The following is a 15,337-nucleotide window of genomic DNA, read 5'->3' as shown; positions in this document are numbered from 1 at the left end:
CACGGAAATGGTTATGCCTGGCGACAACGTAACCGTTGACGTTGAGCTGATCGTTCCGATCGCGATGGAAGAAAAGCTGCGCTTCGCGATCCGCGAAGGCGGCCGTACCGTCGGCGCCGGCATCGTCGCTTCGATCATCGAGTAATCGATGATCCGGGGCAGCGATCCGAAAGCTGCCGACGTTGATAAAGATTGCAAAGTCGCGCAAGCGCGCTTTGCAGGCGGCGCCGGCATCGTTGCTTCGATCATCGACTAATTCGATCAGCGAGTGGTCATACCAGGCGAGGGGACTTGATCTCCTCGCTTGGAGGTTTGAAATAATCGTGTGCAAGCCCTCTTAGGGGCTTGCGTATGACATTAAAATGTTGCAAATGGCGCGCGAGCGCGATTTCCGACCTGCTTCGTTTTTTGCAGGTCCAATAATCCAAAAGGTGGGCCCTTGGGCCCGAAGAGTGGATGATGATCAGTTTGGTCATCCTCGATCTTTGACACCGGTGGTCCGCCTTTAGATAGAAACGCCCCATGCTGCTTGTCAGTATTGGGTCAAGTTAGAACAAGGATAACGTCGAATGAACGGCCAAAATATCCGCATTCGCCTGAAGGCATTCGATCATCGTATTCTCGACGCTTCTACGCGCGAGATCGTGTCGACGGCGAAGCGCACCGGTGCTAGCGTCCGGGGCCCCGTTCCGCTTCCGACTCGCATCGAGAAGTTTACGGTAAACCGGTCCCCTCACATTGATAAGAAGAGCCGCGAGCAGTTCGAAATGCGCACTCATAAGCGCTTGCTCGATATCGTGGATCCCACCCCGCAGACGGTAGACGCGCTGATGAAGCTCGATCTCGCCGCAGGCGTAGACGTGGAAATCAAGCTCTGAGGTCTGCCCTCGGGCTGAGTGAGAAGGATTGAACCGATGCGTTCAGGTGTAATTGCACAGAAGGTCGGAATGACCCGCGTCTACAATGACGCTGGCGAGCATGTTCCAGTCACGGTTCTCCGTGTCGAGAACTGCCAGGTCGTTGCCCACCGCACAGACGAAAAGAATGGCTACACGGCTGTTCAGCTTGGTGCAGGCCAGGCGAAGGTAAAGAATACAAGCAAGGCTCTTCGTGGCCATTTTGCTGTAGCTCAGGTTGAGCCTAAGCAGAAGGTTGTCGAATTTCGCGTTGATGCAGACAATCTCATCGACGTTGGTGCTACGGTTTCCCCTAGCCACTTCACCGCAGGTCAGCTGGTCGATGTGACTGGTACGACGATCGGTAAGGGTTTTGCCGGTGCCATGAAGCGTCACAACTTCGGTGGTTTGCGCGCGACTCACGGTGTTTCCGTATCGCACCGTTCGCACGGTTCGACCGGTAACAACCAGGATCCGGGCAAGGTCTGGAAGGGCAAGCGCATGGCTGGTCATATGGGCCAGACTCGCGTAACGACCCAGAACCTGGAAGTCGTGTCTACCGATGAAGATCGTGGTCTGATCCTGGTCAAGGGTGCCGTTCCCGGCTCCAAGGGCGCCTGGATTATCGTCCGCGACGCCATCAAGTCGGCTGCGAAGTAAGGGAGCCTAATAACATGGAATTCAACGTCAAGACCCTTGAGGGTACGGACGCTGGCAAGGTCTCCCTTTCTGACGAGATCTTTGGCCTCGATCCGCGCCAGGATATCCTGGCACGTATGGTGCGTTGGCAGCTTGCAAAGAAGCAGCAGGGCACTCACAAGTCCAAGGGCCGTTCCGAGGTCGCTCGCACCGGTTCTAAGATGTACAAGCAGAAGGGTACGGGTCGCGCTCGTCACCATTCCGCTCGTGCTCCGCAGTTCCGTGGCGGTGGTAAGGCTCATGGTCCGGTTGTTCGCAGCCATGAACATGACCTACCCAAGAAGGTTCGTGCATTGGCACTGCGTCACGCGCTCTCGGCGAAGCTGAAGGCAGAAGACCTGATCATCGTTGATCAGCTCGTTGCTTCTGAAGCTAAGACCAAGATCGTTGCTGGTACGCTGGCTTCTCTCGGCCTGACGAACGCTCTCGTTGTTGGCGGTGCTGAACTGGACAACAACTTCAAGCTCGCTGCTCAGAACATTCCGAACATCGACGTTCTGCCGGTTCAGGGCATCAACGTTTACGATATCCTGCGTCGTGGCAAGCTCGTGCTGTCCAAGGCTGCGGTTGAAGCTCTGGAGGAGCGGTTCAAATGACAGATCTTCGCCACTATGATGTGATCGTATCTCCTTCGATCACGGAAAAGTCGACGCTGCTCTCTGAACAGAACCAGGTCGTCTTCAACGTCGCCAAGGATGCGTCGAAGCCTGAAATCAAGGCTGCTGTCGAAGCTCTCTTTGGCGTCAAGGTTAAGGCCGTCAATACGCTCGTTCGCCTTGGCAAGACCAAGCGGTTCCGCGGCTTTATCGGTAAGCAGAAGGACGTCAAGAAGGCGATCGTCACGCTTGCCGACGGTCAGTCCATCGACGTTTCGACGGGCGTCTGAGGTAGGGAACAAGAACAATGGCATTGAAAAGCTTTAACCCGACGACCCCAAGCCAGCGTCAGCTGGTTATCGTCGACCGCTCTGGCCTCTGGAAGGGCAAGCCGGTCAAGGCGTTGACGGAAGGCCTCTCCAAGAGCGGCGGCCGTAACAACCTTGGTCGTATTACTGCTCGCTTCATCGGCGGCGGTCACAAGCGTACCTACCGTCTGGTAGACTTCAAGCGTCGCAAGTTCGACGTTGAAGGTACTGTCGAGCGTCTTGAGTACGACCCTAACCGCACCGCGTTCATCGCGCTGATCAGCTACGCCGACGGCGAGCAGGCCTACATCATTGCTCCGCAGCGTCTCGCTGTGGGCGATAAGGTCATTGCTTCCGACAAGGCTGTAGACGTGAAGCCCGGCAACACGATGCCGCTTCAGTACATCCCGGTTGGTTCCATTCTCCACAACGTTGAGATGAAGCCAGGCAAGGGCGGTCAGATCGCTCGTTCCGCTGGTACCTACGTCCAGCTCGTTGGTCGTGACCAGGGCATGGCGATCCTTCGCCTGAACTCGGGCGAGCAGCGCTTGGTGCATGGCACTTGCCTTGCGTCTGTTGGCGCGGTTTCCAACCCGGACCACGGCAACATCAACGACGGTAAGGCTGGTCGTACGCGTTGGCGCGGCAAGACCCCGCACAACCGAGGCGTTGTCATGAACCCTGTCGATCACCCGCACGGTGGTGGTGAAGGCCGTACCTCTGGTGGCCGTCATCCGGTTTCGCCTTGGGGCAAGCCGACGAAGGGCAAGCGCACTCGTTCGAACAAGTCCACGGACAAGTTCATCATGCGCTCGCGCCACTTGAAGAAGAAGTAAGAGAGGTAGTCAGGAATGGCTCGTTCAGTTTGGAAAGGCCCGTTTGTTGACGGCTATCTTCTCAAGAAGGCTGAGAAGGTTCGTGAAGGCGGCCGAAGCGAAGTAATCAAGATCTGGAGCCGTCGCTCCACGATTCTTCCTCAGTTCGTCGGTTTGACGTTCGGCGTCTACAACGGCAACAAGCATGTGCCGGTCAGTGTCAACGAAGACATGGTCGGTCACAAGTTTGGTGAATTCTCTCCGACCCGGACCTATTACGGTCACGGTGCGGACAAGAAGGCGAAGAGGAAGTAATCATGGCGAAGGCAAAGACCGAACGCCGGCTGAAGGACAACGAAGCGCAGGCTGTAGCCCGTACGCTTCGCGTCAGCCCGCAGAAGCTCAACCTTGTTGCTGCCATGATCCGTGGTAAGAAGGTCGAGCGCGCCCTGGCAGAACTCGAGTTCTCCCGCAAGCGCATCGCTGGCACCGTGAAGAAGACCCTGGAGTCTGCTATCGCGAACGCAGAAAACAACCACGACCTCGACGTCGACTCGCTCGTCGTTGCTGAGGCCTATGTTGGCAAGTCGATCGTCATGAAGCGTTTCCACGCTCGTGGTCGCGGTCGTGCTTCCCGCATTGAAAAGCCCTACGCGCACCTCACGATCGTCGTGCGCGAAGTCGAGGAAAAAGGGGAGGCCGCATAATGGGTCAGAAAATCAATCCAATCGGCTTCCGCCTCGGCATCAACCGTACTTGGGATAGCCGTTGGTTCGCCGACAATGCGGAGTACGGCCAGCTTCTTCATGAAGACCTGAAGATCCGGGCCTACCTCATGTCGGAACTGAAGCAGGCCGGCATTGCAAAGGTGGTCATCGAGCGTCCGCACAAGAAGTGCCGGGTTACGATCCACTCTGCTCGTCCGGGTCTCATCATCGGCAAGAAGGGCGCTGACATCGAAAAGCTTCGCAAGAAGCTTTCCGACATGACATCGTCTGAAACGCACCTCAACATCGTTGAAGTTCGCAAGCCAGAAGTTGACGCAACACTCGTTGCGCAGTCGATTGCTCAGCAGCTTGAACGCCGCGTTGCTTTTCGTCGTGCTATGAAGCGTGCCGTTCAGTCGGCTATGCGTCTGGGCGCGGAAGGCATCAAGATCACCTGCGCAGGTCGTCTTGGTGGCGCTGAAATCGCTCGTACCGAATGGTACCGCGAAGGCCGCGTTCCGCTTCATACGCTGCGCGCAGACATCGACTACGGTACGGCGGAAGCTGAAACCGCGTTCGGTATCTGCGGCATCAAGGTCTGGATCTTCAAGGGCGAAATCCTTGAGCATGATCCGATGGCTTCTGAACGCCGTGCTCTCGAAGGTGATGCTCAGGGTCCGGCAAGCCGTGACCGCGATCGTCGTCGCGAGAACGCTTGATTAGCGCTGGCGAAAGATAAGTTCGAGGAATAAGAAAATGTTGCAGCCAAAGCGTACCAAGTATCGCAAGCAGTTCAAGGGTCGCATCAAGGGCGTTGCCAAGGGCGGTTTCGACCTGGCATTCGGCGAATTCGGCCTTAAGGCTCAGGAGCCTAACCGCGTGAATGCACGTGAGATCGAAGCGGCTCGCCGCGCGATCACTCGCTACATGAAGCGCGCAGGCCGTGTCTGGATCCGCGTTTTCCCTGACACTCCGGTCACTGCAAAGCCGACCGAAGTTCGTATGGGTAAGGGTAAAGGTTCTGTCGAGTACTGGGCTTGCAAGGTCAAGCCTGGTCGAATGATGTTCGAAATCGATGGTGTATCCGAGGATATCGCACGCGAGGCACTTCGTCTCGGCGCTGCCAAGCTCTCGGTTAAGACGCGCTTCGTACAGCGCATCGCAGAGTAAGGGGTTAGGCACATGAAAGCCGAAGAAGTTCGCGGCCTCACGGCCGACCAGCTCAAGGACAAGCTCGCAGACCTGAAGAAGGAGCAGTTCAACCTGCGCTTTCAGAAGGCGACGGGCCAGCTTGAGAAGTCCTCGCGCATCAACGAAGTTCGTAAGGACATCGCTCGCGTAAAAACCATTGCCCGCCAGAAGGCGGCAGAAGCAAAGGCCTAAGGGAAGAATAATATGCCGAAGCGCATTCTGCAGGGCGTCGTGGTCAGCGACAAGAACGAAAAGACCGTTGTGGTCCGGGTTGAGCGTCGTTTCGCTCACCCGCTGCTTCAGAAGACAGTTCGTCGTTCGAAGAAGTACAAGGCCCACGACGAAAACAATCAATACAAGGTCGGCGATGTCGTCTCCATTCAGGAGTGTGCGCCGATTTCCAAGGATAAGTGCTGGACGGTTATCGCCGCCCAGGCTTAATTTGCAGGAAACTACGGCAGGCCCTTGCGTCTGCCGTAGAATTCTGTATGAAGCAGCGCATTGGCGCAGGACGTCCGTACTCGCGGACGTTCTTTTGCTTTGAAGCGCAGGGAAGGTCCTGGTCAGGAAACCACCTTGGCAAGAACCCACCTCGCGCGAAAATAAGTATGTCATTGAGCTGGAATAGGGGGCGCATGCCCAACCGTTTCAGTCATTACGAGAAGGCGACCTGACATGATTCAGATGCAAACAAACCTCGACGTTGCCGATAATTCCGGCGCGCGTCGTGTCATGTGCATCAAGGTGCTGGGCGGCTCAAAGCGTAAGTATGCTTCCGTAGGCGACATTATCGTCGTCTCCATCAAGGAAGCTATTCCGCGCGGCCGCGTGAAGAAGGGCGACGTTATGAAAGCCGTCGTTGTTCGCACCGCAAAGGACATCCGCCGCCCGGACGGCAGCGTGATTCGCTTCGATAACAACGCAGCGGTCCTCATCGACAACAAGAAAGAGCCCATCGGCACCCGTATCTTCGGACCGGTTCCGCGCGAACTTCGCGCCAAGAACCATATGAAGATCATCTCGCTGGCTCCGGAAGTACTCTAAGGGAGCGGATAGCCATGCAGAAGATTCGTAAAGGCGACAACGTTGTCGTTATTGCCGGTAAGGACAAGGGCCGTACCGGTGAAGTAGTACAGGTGCTGCCGAAGGAAGACCGTGCGGTGGTCCGTGGGATCAATATGGTAAAGCGCCATCAGCGCCAGACCCAGACCCAGGAAGCTGGCATCATCAACAAGGAAGCTTCGATCCATCTGTCGAACATCGCGATCGTCGCGAAGGACGGAAAGCCCACACGTGTTGGCTTTAGCGTTGTCGATGGCAAGAAGGTCCGTGTAGCCAAGCGTACGGGAGATGTGATCGATGGCTGAGAACAAGTACGAGCCCCGTCTGAAGACGGAGTACGTTTCTCGTATCCGTAAGGCGCTTCTGGAGCAGTTCTCCTACGCCAACGAAATGCAGATTCCGAAGATCGACAAGATCGTCATCAACATGGGTGTTGGTGAAGCGACTGCCGATTCGAAGAAGCCCACGATCGCTGCTGCCGATCTGGCTGCGATCGCCGGTCAGAAGCCGGTCATCACGCGTGCCCGCAATTCGATTGCAGGCTTCAAGGTGCGTGAAAACATGCCGATTGGCGCAAAGGTAACTCTGCGCGGCGCTCGCATGTACGAATTCCTGGATCGTCTGGTCAACATCGCGCTTCCGCGCGTTCGCGACTTCCGCGGTCTGAATCCGAAGAGCTTTGACGGCCGTGGCAACTTCGCCATGGGCATCAAAGAGCACATCGTGTTCCCTGAGATCAACTACGATAAGGTTGATCAGATGTGGGGCATGGACATCATCGTTTGCACGACGGCAAACACGGACGACGAAGCACGGGCTCTTCTGAAAGAGTTCAACTTCCCGTTCCGTCAGTAACCGTAACGACGAGCGTAGAAAAGGAACTCGATATGGCGAAGACAAGCGCAATCGAAAAGAACAAGCGCCGCCGCAAGACGGTCGCCAACCAGGCAGCGAAGCGCGCTGCTTTGAAGGCGATCATCATGAAACAGGACCTGCCGATCGAAGAGCGTTTCAAGGCTACCTTGAAGCTCGCTTCGTTGCCGCGCGATGGTTCCAAGACCCGCATCCGCAATCGCTGCGAAGTCACCGGTCGTCCGCGTGCCTTCTACCGGAAGCTCAAGATGTCCCGTATCGCCCTGCGCGAACTCGGTAATCTGGGCAAGGTTCCGGGCGTTGTGAAGTCCAGCTGGTAAGGAGACGGTTAACATGACCATGACTGATCCTCTGGGCGATATGCTCACACGTATCCGCAACGGCGCTGCCCGTCGCAAGTCTTCCGTTACGACGCCGGCTTCGAAGCTGCGCGTTCGCGTTCTCGACGTTCTGCAGGCTGAGGGTTATATCCGCGGCTACACGCAGGTCGATCACGGCGACGGCAAGTCCGAGATTGAAATCGAGCTGAAGTACTACGAAGGTGCTTCCGTAATTCGCGAAATTGGCCGCGTTTCCAAGCCTGGCCGGCGCGTTTACGTTTCGGTTAAGTCTATTCCGCAGGTCGCGAACGGCCTCGGCATCACCATCCTTTCCACTCCGAAGGGCGTGATGGCCGATCATCAGGCGCGCGAACAGAACGTAGGTGGTGAGGTTCTCTGCTCGGTCTTCTAAGGCCAGCAGGATCTCTAACGGACAGACAGGATTGAACTATGTCTCGTATCGGTAAAAAGCCCGTTCAGGTTCCCGCTGGTGTTACGGCCTCTGTCGAAGGACAGACGGTCACGGCAAAGGGTCCGAAGGGCGAGCTGATCTTCGTAGCAAATGACGAAGTAAAGCTTTCTTTCGAAAATAACGCAGTGTCTGTTGCTCCGGTAACCGACACGAAGGATGCTCGCGCAAAGTGGGGCATGTCCCGCACGATGATCGAGAACATCTTCAAGGGTGTGAAGGACGGTTTTGAGCGGAAGCTCGAAATCAACGGCGTTGGTTACCGCGCCGCCATGCAGGGCAAGAACCTGCAGCTCTCGCTCGGCTTCAGCCACGATGTGGTCTATGAGCCGCCGCAGGGTATCACTATTGCCGTGCCGAAGCCGACGGAAATCGTCGTCACTGGCATCAATAAGCAGCAGGTCGGTCAGGTTGCAGCGGAAATCCGCGAATACCGCGGTCCGGAGCCCTACAAGGGCAAGGGCGTCAAGTACGCTGAAGAACGGATCGTCCGCAAGGAAGGCAAGAAGAAGTAAGGTTGACGCGAAATGGCTAGCAGGAAAGAAGCACTTGCAAAGCGCGCGAGCCGTGTTCGTCGCCAGATTAAGGCGGTCGCTAACGGTCGCCCGCGTCTGTCGGTTCATCGCTCGTCGAAGAACATCTATGCCCAGATCATTGATGATGTGGCTGGTCGCACACTTGCTGCGGCTTCCACGCTTGATGGTGGCTTGCGTACGTCTCTGAAGACCGGCGCCGACACTGCTGCAGCTGCAGCAGTCGGTAAGCTCGTTGCCGAGCGTGCGGTTGCCGCGGGCGTCAAGGAAGTCGTATTCGATCGTGGTGCGTTCATCTACCACGGCCGTATCAAGGCTCTTGCGGACGCTGCTCGCGAAGGCGGTCTGGCGTTCTAATAAATGCGACGACCGGTCTTCACGGATCGGTCGTTTTGGCTTAAGAGGCCACTCATCACTGGCCGACCAGATTCCCTGACGGGCGTTTGGTCGGCTTTTCGAAGTCTGCCGTTTGTACCGGAAAAGAAAAAGGAACAGGAAAATGGCACAGGAAAAGAGAGGCTCGCGCGAAGAGCGTCAGAGCCGCGAAGAGCGCGACAGCGAGTTCGTTGATAAGCTGGTAGCTATCAACCGCGTTGCCAAAGTTGTTAAGGGTGGCCGTCGTTTCGGCTTTGCCGCCCTGGTCGTTGTCGGCGATCAGAAGGGCCGGGTTGGCTTTGGTCACGGCAAGGCTCGCGAAGTGCCGGAAGCGATCCGCAAGGCAACGGAAGCTGCCAAGCGCGATCTGATTTTCGTCCCGCTGCGCGACGGCCGTACATTGCATCACGATGTGAATGGTCGCCATGGCGCTGGTAAGGTTCTGCTTCGTTCGGCCAAGGCCGGTACCGGAATCATCGCTGGCGGTCCAATGCGTGCCGTTTTCGAAACGCTGGGCGTTCATGACGTTGTTGCAAAGTCGACTGGTTCGTCGAACCCTTACAACATGGTTCGCGCTACGTTCGACGCCTTGAAGCACCAGGTGCATCCGAAGGACATCGCAGCACAGCGCGGCATCAAGTATGCTACGCTTCAGGCTCGCCGTGCCGCTTCCGGCAATGCAGCGGAAGAATAAGGAGCTGTTTGATGGCTAACGAAACCAAGAAGACGGTTACGGTCGAGCAGATCGGTAGCCCCATTCGCCGGCCTTCTGTTCAGCGTCAGACGCTGATCGGTCTCGGCCTTAACAAGATGCACCGGGTTCGGACTCTGGAAGACACTCCATCAGTTCGTGGCATGATCCGGTCTGTCCAGCATCTCGTTCGCGTCGTCGACGAGAAGTGAGACGGGAGTAGGAACCATGAAACTTAACGAAATCAAAGACAACGAAGGCTCCAGCAAGGACCGTATTCGCGTAGGTCGCGGTATTGGTTCGGGCAAGGGCAAGACTGGTGGACGCGGCGTCAAGGGTCAGAAGGCTCGTTCTGGCGTTGCTATCAACGGTTTCGAAGGCGGTCAGATGCCAATCTACCGTCGTCTGCCCAAGCGTGGCTTCAACAACATCTTCTCGTCTGACTTCGTCATTGTATCGCTTGGCCGGATCCAGGCTGCGATTGATGCGAAGAAGCTGGACGCGTCCGCGACGATCGACGCTGCTTCCTTGAAGGCTGCTGGCGTGATCCGTCGTGAAAAGGATGGCGTTCGTATTCTCGCAGACGGCGAACTGAAGGCGAAGGTTTCGATCAAGGCTGCAGGCGCTTCCAAGGCGGCTGTAGAGAAGATTGAAAAGGCTGGCGGTTCCATCAAGCTTCCAGAAGTTGCTGCTGAATAATGTGTCGATGAATCGCCCGGGGTGCTTCACACCGGGCGATTTTGCTCCCATATGTGGGCCTCACGAACCCGGCGGGACGCGGCGTTTAGCCGGGGTGTAACGGAAAATGGGGTGGGGCGTCGAGATTGGTTTCTGCACCTTCCATCTCCCGATTTTCTGAAATTGGAAATGAGACTGCTTTCTGCCTGGAGCCTGTTTGGCCGGCGGAACTGGTCAGGCGGAGATAGGCATGGCATCTGCAGCTGAGCAACTGGCCTCGAATCTGAACTTTTCTACTTTCTCGAAGGCAACGGACCTGAAGAAGCGCCTGTGGTTTACGCTGGCTGCGCTTCTTGTCTATCGTCTTGGGACACATATCCCACTTCCGGGCCTTAATCCGGAAGCCTATGCACAGGCATTCAAAGGACAGGCCGGGGGTATTCTTGGTCTGTTCAACATGTTTGCAGGCGGCGCCGTTCAGCGTATGGCGATCTTTGCCCTGGGCATCATGCCGTACATTTCTGCCTCCATCATTGTACAGCTGATGACGTCGGTTGTTCCGTCGCTCGAGAACCTCAAGAAGGAAGGCGAGCAGGGCCGGAAGATCATCAACCAGTACACGCGGTACGGTACTGTTCTGCTCGGAACGCTTCAAGCTTACGGCATTGCCGTCGGTCTTGAAGGCGGAAACGGCATCGTTCTGGATCCAGGTTGGTTTTTCCGAATTTCGACTGTGGTGACGCTGCTCGGGGGCACCATGTTCCTGATGTGGCTTGGCGAACAGATCACATCACGCGGGATTGGCAACGGCATTTCCTTGATCATCTTCGCCGGCATTGCTGCAGGCCTGCCGACTGCATTGGCGGGCACGCTTGAGCTGGGTCGTACAGGCGCGTTGTCCACAGCATTGATTCTCACTGTGGTGGTCGTCGCAATCGGTGTGATTGCTCTGATCGTGTTTGTGGAGCGTGCGCAGCGCCGCTTGCTTATCCAGTATCCGAAGCGTCAGGTCGGGAACCGCATGTTCCAGGGTGATACGTCGCACCTTCCTCTGAAGCTCAATACCTCTGGCGTCATTCCGGCAATTTTTGCATCGTCCCTGTTGCTTCTGCCTGCGACTGCGGCCGGCTTCGCTGGAAATACAAGCCTCCCGACCTGGGCAACGGCAATCATTGCCTCGCTCCAGCATGGTCAACCATTGTTCATGCTCTTCTATGGCTTGCTGATTGCCTTCTTTGCCTTTTTCTACACGGCAATTGTCTTCAATCCGAAAGACACGGCGGACAATCTCAAGAAGCATGGCGGCTTCATTCCTGGCATCCGTCCTGGCGAGCGGACCGCGGAATACATCGATTACGTCCTGACAAGAATCACGGTCGTCGGTGCGGTGTATCTCGTTTTCGTGTGCATTCTGCCTGAGACACTGATTGCGCGGACCGGGATCCCATTAGCCCTTGGTGGTACTTCGCTTTTGATCGTTGTCAGTGTTACCCTTGATACGGTAGCACAGATTCAGGGTCACCTCATTGCTCAGCAATATGAGGGACTGATCAAGAAGTCCAAGTTGCGTGGAGGAAAGAGGGGACGATGAGACTGATCTTTTTGGGACCGCCGGGAGCGGGGAAGGGTACGCAGGCGAAGCGCCTGACGGACAAGTATGGCATCCCGCAGTTGTCCACAGGAGATATGCTTCGCGCAGCCGTTAAGGCTGAGTCGGACATTGGCAAGAAGGCGAAGGCGGTCATGGATGCGGGCGGGCTCGTATCGGATGACATCGTGAACCAGATCGTGTCCGAGCGTATCGAGGCCTCGGATTGCGCCAAGGGTTTCATCCTTGACGGCTATCCGCGCACGGTGCCTCAGGCGAAGGCGTTGGCGGAAAACCTTCGAGCGAAGAATATTTCGCTCGATGCTGTGATCGAACTGAAGGTCGATGAAGAGGCTCTTGTTCGCCGAATCGAATCGAGGGTTGCGGAAACGGTTGCTGCAGGTGGGACTGTGCGTTCCGACGACAATCCCGAGTCATTCCGCAAGCGTCTCGTGGAGTATCGTGAAAAGACTGCCCCGCTATCCGAGTACTATGCAGCTCAAGGGCAGTTGGTGGTCCTGGATGGTATGGCGGATATGGATGTCGTAACGAAGTCTATTGAAGACGTCCTGGAAAAGTCAGCCGCTTGACTGAGTGCAACGCTGTTTGTTGTTAAAGAATCTTGGCGGGGCCGGTTGCTTTTGGGCACCGATTCCGCTAAACACCGCGCCAACTCGCGACATTTGATAGCGATTGGCTCGGACTGCTATTTGGTCCGGTCTTGTCGCTATGACTATATCGGATGAGATTTGAACTGGCGGCCTTATGAGGCTGCTCTCATGGAAGAAGCACCACTTGCCGGATGGCAACTGGAACGCAAGGAGAATAGGCGTGGCACGTATCGCTGGCGTCAACATCCCGACTGCGAAGCGCGTTGTTATTGCGCTGACCTATATTCACGGGATCGGCCCGAAGTTTGCGCAGGAAATCGTCGAGAAGGTCGGCATTGCTGCTGACCGTCGCGTACATCAGTTGACGGATGCTGAAGTTCTTCAGATCCGTGAAACGATCGACCGCGATTACCAGGTTGAGGGCGATCTTCGCCGCGAAACCGCTATGAACATCAAGCGTCTGATGGACCTTGGCTGCTATCGCGGTCTTCGTCATCGTCGCGGCCTTCCGGTGCGCGGTCAGCGTACCCATACCAATGCGCGCACGCGTAAGGGTCCCGCCAAGGCTATCGCTGGTAAGAAGAAGTAAGTTCGGTTAGATCCGGATTTTTGGAGGTTGGTGCCTTTGCATCGGCCTCCTTTTTGAGTTTGGGGTGAGTTTCGCCCTGGTGGAGCCGCTGGTGCTACGGCGGTGACGAGATCAACGAAAGGAATACCATGGCCAAGGAAGCCACACGCGTACGCCGTCGCGAACGCAAAAACATCACGTCTGGCGTTGCGCACGTCAACTCGACCTTCAACAACACCATGATCACGATCACGGACGCACAGGGCAATGCAATTGCCTGGTCGTCTGCTGGTGCAAAGGGTTTCAAGGGTTCGCGTAAGTCTACGCCGTTCGCCGCTCAGATTGCTGCCGAAGACTGCGCCAAGAAGGCCCAGGAACACGGTATGAAGTCTTTGGAGGTGGAAGTTTGCGGTCCCGGTTCTGGTCGCGAGTCTGCTCTGCGTGCACTCCAAGCTGCTGGTTTCATGATTACGTCGATCCGCGACGTAACGCCGATCCCGCACAATGGTTGCCGTCCGCGCAAGAAGCGCCGCGTCTAATGCGTGAAGGGAGGTCTGCAATGGTGGGCCTTCGTTAAGTTTGAGTGATGCCGCCTGACTTCGATTTGAGGTCTGGCGGCTTTGCCGTAACGCCGATGAGCTTGTTATCGGTGCTTCTCATGCTCGGTTGCCACGATTGGATAGTGGCAGCGAATGGAAGGTTTGAAACATATGATCCAGAAGAACTGGCAGGAACTGATCAAGCCGAACAAGGTGGAGTTTAGCTCCTCCGGCCGTACCAAGGTTACGCTGGTTGCGGAACCCTTGGAGCGGGGATTCGGTCTGACGCTCGGCAATGCGTTGCGTCGCGTGCTCTTGTCGTCGCTGCGCGGCGCTGCGGTCACCGCAGTCCAGATCGATGGTGTTCTGCACGAGTTTTCGTCTATTCCGGGCGTCCGCGAAGATGTCACGGATATCGTTCTGAACATCAAGGAAATTGCCATCAAGATGGATGGCGATGATTCCAAGCGCATGGTTGTGCGCAAGCAGGGTCCAGGTGTTGTCAAGGCTGGTGATATCCAGACGGTTGGCGATATCGAAATCCTCAATCCGGATCACGTTATCTGCACCCTCGATGACGGTGCGGAGATCCGCATGGAATTCACGGTCAACAACGGCAAGGGCTATGTTCCTGCCGAGCGTAACCGTGCAGAAGACGCGCCGATCGGTCTCATCCCGGTCGACAGTCTCTACTCGCCGGTCAAGAAGGTGTCCTACAAGGTGGAAAACACCCGCGAAGGACAGGTTCTGGACTACGATAAGCTGACGATGACGATTGAGACGAACGGCTCAGTCACGGGTGAAGACGCTGTCGCGTTCGCTGCCCGCATTCTTCAGGACCAGCTGTCTGTCTTCGTCAACTTCGACGAGCCGCAGAAGGAAGCTGAGGAAGAAGCCGTCACTGAACTTGCGTTCAATCCGGCGCTTCTCAAGAAGGTTGACGAATTGGAGCTTTCTGTCCGTTCGGCAAACTGCTTGAAGAACGACAACATCGTCTACATCGGCGATCTCATCCAGAAGACCGAGGCGGAAATGCTGCGCACGCCGAACTTCGGTCGCAAGTCGCTGAACGAGATCAAGGAAGTACTGGCATCCATGGGCCTCCATCTTGGTATGGAAGTTCCTGCCTGGCCGCCGGAAAACATCGAAGATCTCGCAAAGCGCTACGAAGATCAGTACTAACCCGCACGCATTTCCAGGTGGGGCCGATTGGGCGTCACCTGGTTCAATGGAATGCGAATTTAAACTGCAGGCAAATGCTTGCAAGTAAAGGAGACACGAGATGCGTCACCAAAATTCCGGCCGCAAGCTCAACCGCACCGCCAGCCACCGCAAGGCAATGTTTGCCAACATGGCTGCTTCGCTCATCACGCACGAGCAGATCGTAACGACCCTGCCGAAGGCAAAGGACCTTCGTCCGATCGTTGAAAAGCTGGTCACCCTCGGCAAGCGCGGCGACCTGCATGCGCGTCGCCAAGCGATTTCGCAGATCAAGGATCAGGACGCCGTTCGCAAGCTGTTCGACGCGATCGCAACCCGCTACGCTTCGCGCAACGGCGGTTACCTTCGCATCATGAAGGCTGGCTACCGTCAGGGCGACAATGCTCCGCTCGCAGTCATCGAATTCGTCGAGCGTGACGTCGATGCCAAGGGCGCTGCCGACAAGGCTCGCGTTGCCGCCGAAGCAGAAGCTGCTGAAGCCGCTTGATTTGATCCTCATAGGTCAGTCGTTAATTAGAAAACCGGTAGGGCGACCTACCGGTTTTTTCGTTTGGTGGGGTCCACCCTTCTTTATACGGTCTTTGGTTTCTCAACGGT

The 15,337-nt window shown here is 56.3% G+C and carries 27 protein-coding genes and 1 pseudogene; all 28 read left to right on the top strand.

The annotated features are described in order from the left end of the window. Positions 1–145 (top strand): annotated as a pseudogene (tuf, locus tag ASD54_RS26140) (elongation factor Tu); the annotation flags it as partial. 424 nt (positions 146–569) lie between these two features. After that, entirely contained in the window at positions 570–878 is a 309-nt protein-coding gene (rpsJ, locus tag ASD54_RS11750; protein ID WP_003547547.1) for a 30S ribosomal protein S10, read from the top strand. A gap of 36 nt (positions 879–914) precedes the next feature. Beyond that, entirely contained in the window at positions 915–1,556 is a 642-nt protein-coding gene (rplC, locus tag ASD54_RS11745; protein WP_062554723.1) for a 50S ribosomal protein L3, read from the top strand. Positions 1,557–1,570: 14 nt separating this feature from the next. Further along, complete coding sequence (gene rplD, locus ASD54_RS11740; protein WP_062554722.1) at positions 1,571–2,191, top strand: 50S ribosomal protein L4; 621 nt, start codon at positions 1,571–1,573, stop codon at positions 2,189–2,191. Then, a complete protein-coding gene (locus ASD54_RS11735; protein ID WP_062554721.1) occupies positions 2,188–2,481 on the top strand; it encodes a 50S ribosomal protein L23 in 294 nt (97 codons plus the stop codon). The genes rplD and ASD54_RS11735 overlap by 4 nt, the downstream gene beginning before the upstream one ends. 17 nt (positions 2,482–2,498) lie before the next feature. Further along, entirely contained in the window at positions 2,499–3,335 is an 837-nt protein-coding gene (gene rplB / locus ASD54_RS11730; RefSeq protein ID WP_062554720.1) for a 50S ribosomal protein L2, read from the top strand. A gap of 15 nt (positions 3,336–3,350) precedes the next feature. Further along, entirely contained in the window at positions 3,351–3,629 is a 279-nt protein-coding gene (gene rpsS, locus ASD54_RS11725; RefSeq protein WP_062554719.1) for a 30S ribosomal protein S19, read from the top strand. Between the two features lie 2 nt (positions 3,630–3,631). Beyond that, on the top strand, positions 3,632–4,021 hold the full coding sequence (gene rplV, locus ASD54_RS11720) for a 50S ribosomal protein L22 (protein ID WP_062554718.1): 390 nt from the start codon (positions 3,632–3,634) through the stop codon (positions 4,019–4,021). Continuing rightward, the gene (gene rpsC, locus ASD54_RS11715; protein WP_062554717.1) at positions 4,021–4,740 is read left to right on the top strand and encodes a 30S ribosomal protein S3; all 720 of its coding nucleotides are present in this window, start codon (positions 4,021–4,023) and stop codon (positions 4,738–4,740) included. The genes rplV and rpsC overlap by 1 nt, the downstream gene beginning before the upstream one ends. 37 nt (positions 4,741–4,777) lie before the next feature. After that, positions 4,778–5,191, top strand: coding sequence for a 50S ribosomal protein L16 (gene rplP, locus ASD54_RS11710; RefSeq protein ID WP_062554716.1), 414 nt, complete (start codon positions 4,778–4,780; stop codon positions 5,189–5,191). A gap of 12 nt (positions 5,192–5,203) precedes the next feature. Next, the gene (gene rpmC / locus ASD54_RS11705; protein ID WP_007531673.1) at positions 5,204–5,404 is read left to right on the top strand and encodes a 50S ribosomal protein L29; all 201 of its coding nucleotides are present in this window, start codon (positions 5,204–5,206) and stop codon (positions 5,402–5,404) included. A 12-nt stretch (positions 5,405–5,416) separates the two neighbouring features. Continuing rightward, a complete protein-coding gene (gene rpsQ / locus ASD54_RS11700; RefSeq protein ID WP_062554715.1) occupies positions 5,417–5,653 on the top strand; it encodes a 30S ribosomal protein S17 in 237 nt (78 codons plus the stop codon). A gap of 234 nt (positions 5,654–5,887) precedes the next feature. Continuing rightward, positions 5,888–6,256: a 50S ribosomal protein L14 gene (rplN, locus tag ASD54_RS11695; RefSeq protein WP_018328276.1), complete on the top strand. Its 369-nt coding sequence runs from the start codon at positions 5,888–5,890 to the stop codon at positions 6,254–6,256. Between the two features lie 14 nt (positions 6,257–6,270). Continuing rightward, a complete protein-coding gene (gene rplX, locus ASD54_RS11690; protein ID WP_062554714.1) occupies positions 6,271–6,579 on the top strand; it encodes a 50S ribosomal protein L24 in 309 nt (102 codons plus the stop codon). Further along, positions 6,572–7,129, top strand: a complete 558-nt coding sequence (rplE, locus tag ASD54_RS11685) for a 50S ribosomal protein L5 (protein ID WP_062554713.1) — start codon at positions 6,572–6,574, stop codon at positions 7,127–7,129. Before rplX ends, rplE begins: the two co-directional genes overlap by 8 nt. Positions 7,130–7,161: 32 nt before the next feature. After that, on the top strand, positions 7,162–7,467 hold the full coding sequence (rpsN, locus tag ASD54_RS11680) for a 30S ribosomal protein S14 (RefSeq protein WP_062554712.1): 306 nt from the start codon (positions 7,162–7,164) through the stop codon (positions 7,465–7,467). 13 nt (positions 7,468–7,480) lie between these two features. Further along, entirely contained in the window at positions 7,481–7,879 is a 399-nt protein-coding gene (rpsH, locus tag ASD54_RS11675; protein WP_062554711.1) for a 30S ribosomal protein S8, read from the top strand. A gap of 38 nt (positions 7,880–7,917) precedes the next feature. Next, entirely contained in the window at positions 7,918–8,451 is a 534-nt protein-coding gene (gene rplF / locus ASD54_RS11670; RefSeq protein WP_062554710.1) for a 50S ribosomal protein L6, read from the top strand. A 12-nt stretch (positions 8,452–8,463) separates the two neighbouring features. Then, entirely contained in the window at positions 8,464–8,826 is a 363-nt protein-coding gene (gene rplR, locus ASD54_RS11665) for a 50S ribosomal protein L18 (protein ID WP_062554709.1), read from the top strand. 142 nt (positions 8,827–8,968) lie between these two features. Then, positions 8,969–9,538 (top strand): 30S ribosomal protein S5, encoded by a 570-nt coding sequence (gene rpsE, locus ASD54_RS11660; RefSeq protein WP_062554708.1) that lies wholly within the window; start codon positions 8,969–8,971, stop codon positions 9,536–9,538. An 11-nt stretch (positions 9,539–9,549) separates the two neighbouring features. Continuing rightward, positions 9,550–9,747: a 50S ribosomal protein L30 gene (rpmD, locus tag ASD54_RS11655; protein ID WP_062554707.1), complete on the top strand. Its 198-nt coding sequence runs from the start codon at positions 9,550–9,552 to the stop codon at positions 9,745–9,747. A gap of 16 nt (positions 9,748–9,763) precedes the next feature. Continuing rightward, complete coding sequence (rplO, locus tag ASD54_RS11650) at positions 9,764–10,234, top strand: 50S ribosomal protein L15 (protein WP_062554706.1); 471 nt, start codon at positions 9,764–9,766, stop codon at positions 10,232–10,234. A gap of 229 nt (positions 10,235–10,463) precedes the next feature. Beyond that, positions 10,464–11,804, top strand: coding sequence for a preprotein translocase subunit SecY (gene secY / locus ASD54_RS11645; RefSeq protein WP_062554705.1), 1,341 nt, complete (start codon positions 10,464–10,466; stop codon positions 11,802–11,804). Continuing rightward, entirely contained in the window at positions 11,801–12,391 is a 591-nt protein-coding gene (locus ASD54_RS11640; protein ID WP_062554704.1) for an adenylate kinase, read from the top strand. Before secY ends, ASD54_RS11640 begins: the two co-directional genes overlap by 4 nt. Positions 12,392–12,632: 241 nt before the next feature. After that, entirely contained in the window at positions 12,633–13,001 is a 369-nt protein-coding gene (rpsM, locus tag ASD54_RS11635) for a 30S ribosomal protein S13 (RefSeq protein WP_062554703.1), read from the top strand. A 128-nt stretch (positions 13,002–13,129) separates the two neighbouring features. Beyond that, the gene (gene rpsK, locus ASD54_RS11630; RefSeq protein ID WP_007766864.1) at positions 13,130–13,519 is read left to right on the top strand and encodes a 30S ribosomal protein S11; all 390 of its coding nucleotides are present in this window, start codon (positions 13,130–13,132) and stop codon (positions 13,517–13,519) included. Positions 13,520–13,690: 171 nt separating this feature from the next. After that, entirely contained in the window at positions 13,691–14,701 is a 1,011-nt protein-coding gene (locus ASD54_RS11625; RefSeq protein ID WP_062554820.1) for a DNA-directed RNA polymerase subunit alpha, read from the top strand. 100 nt (positions 14,702–14,801) lie between these two features. Beyond that, complete coding sequence (rplQ, locus tag ASD54_RS11620; RefSeq protein ID WP_062554702.1) at positions 14,802–15,227, top strand: 50S ribosomal protein L17; 426 nt, start codon at positions 14,802–14,804, stop codon at positions 15,225–15,227. Positions 15,228–15,337: the final 110 nt, after the last annotated feature.

Source organism: Rhizobium sp. Root149 (assembly GCF_001427345.1).
GTDB lineage: Bacteria > Pseudomonadota > Alphaproteobacteria > Rhizobiales > Rhizobiaceae > Neorhizobium > Neorhizobium rhizoryzae.
The sequence above is the reverse complement of the archived record's forward strand: the minus strand, read 5'-3'. Positions and strand labels throughout refer to the sequence as shown.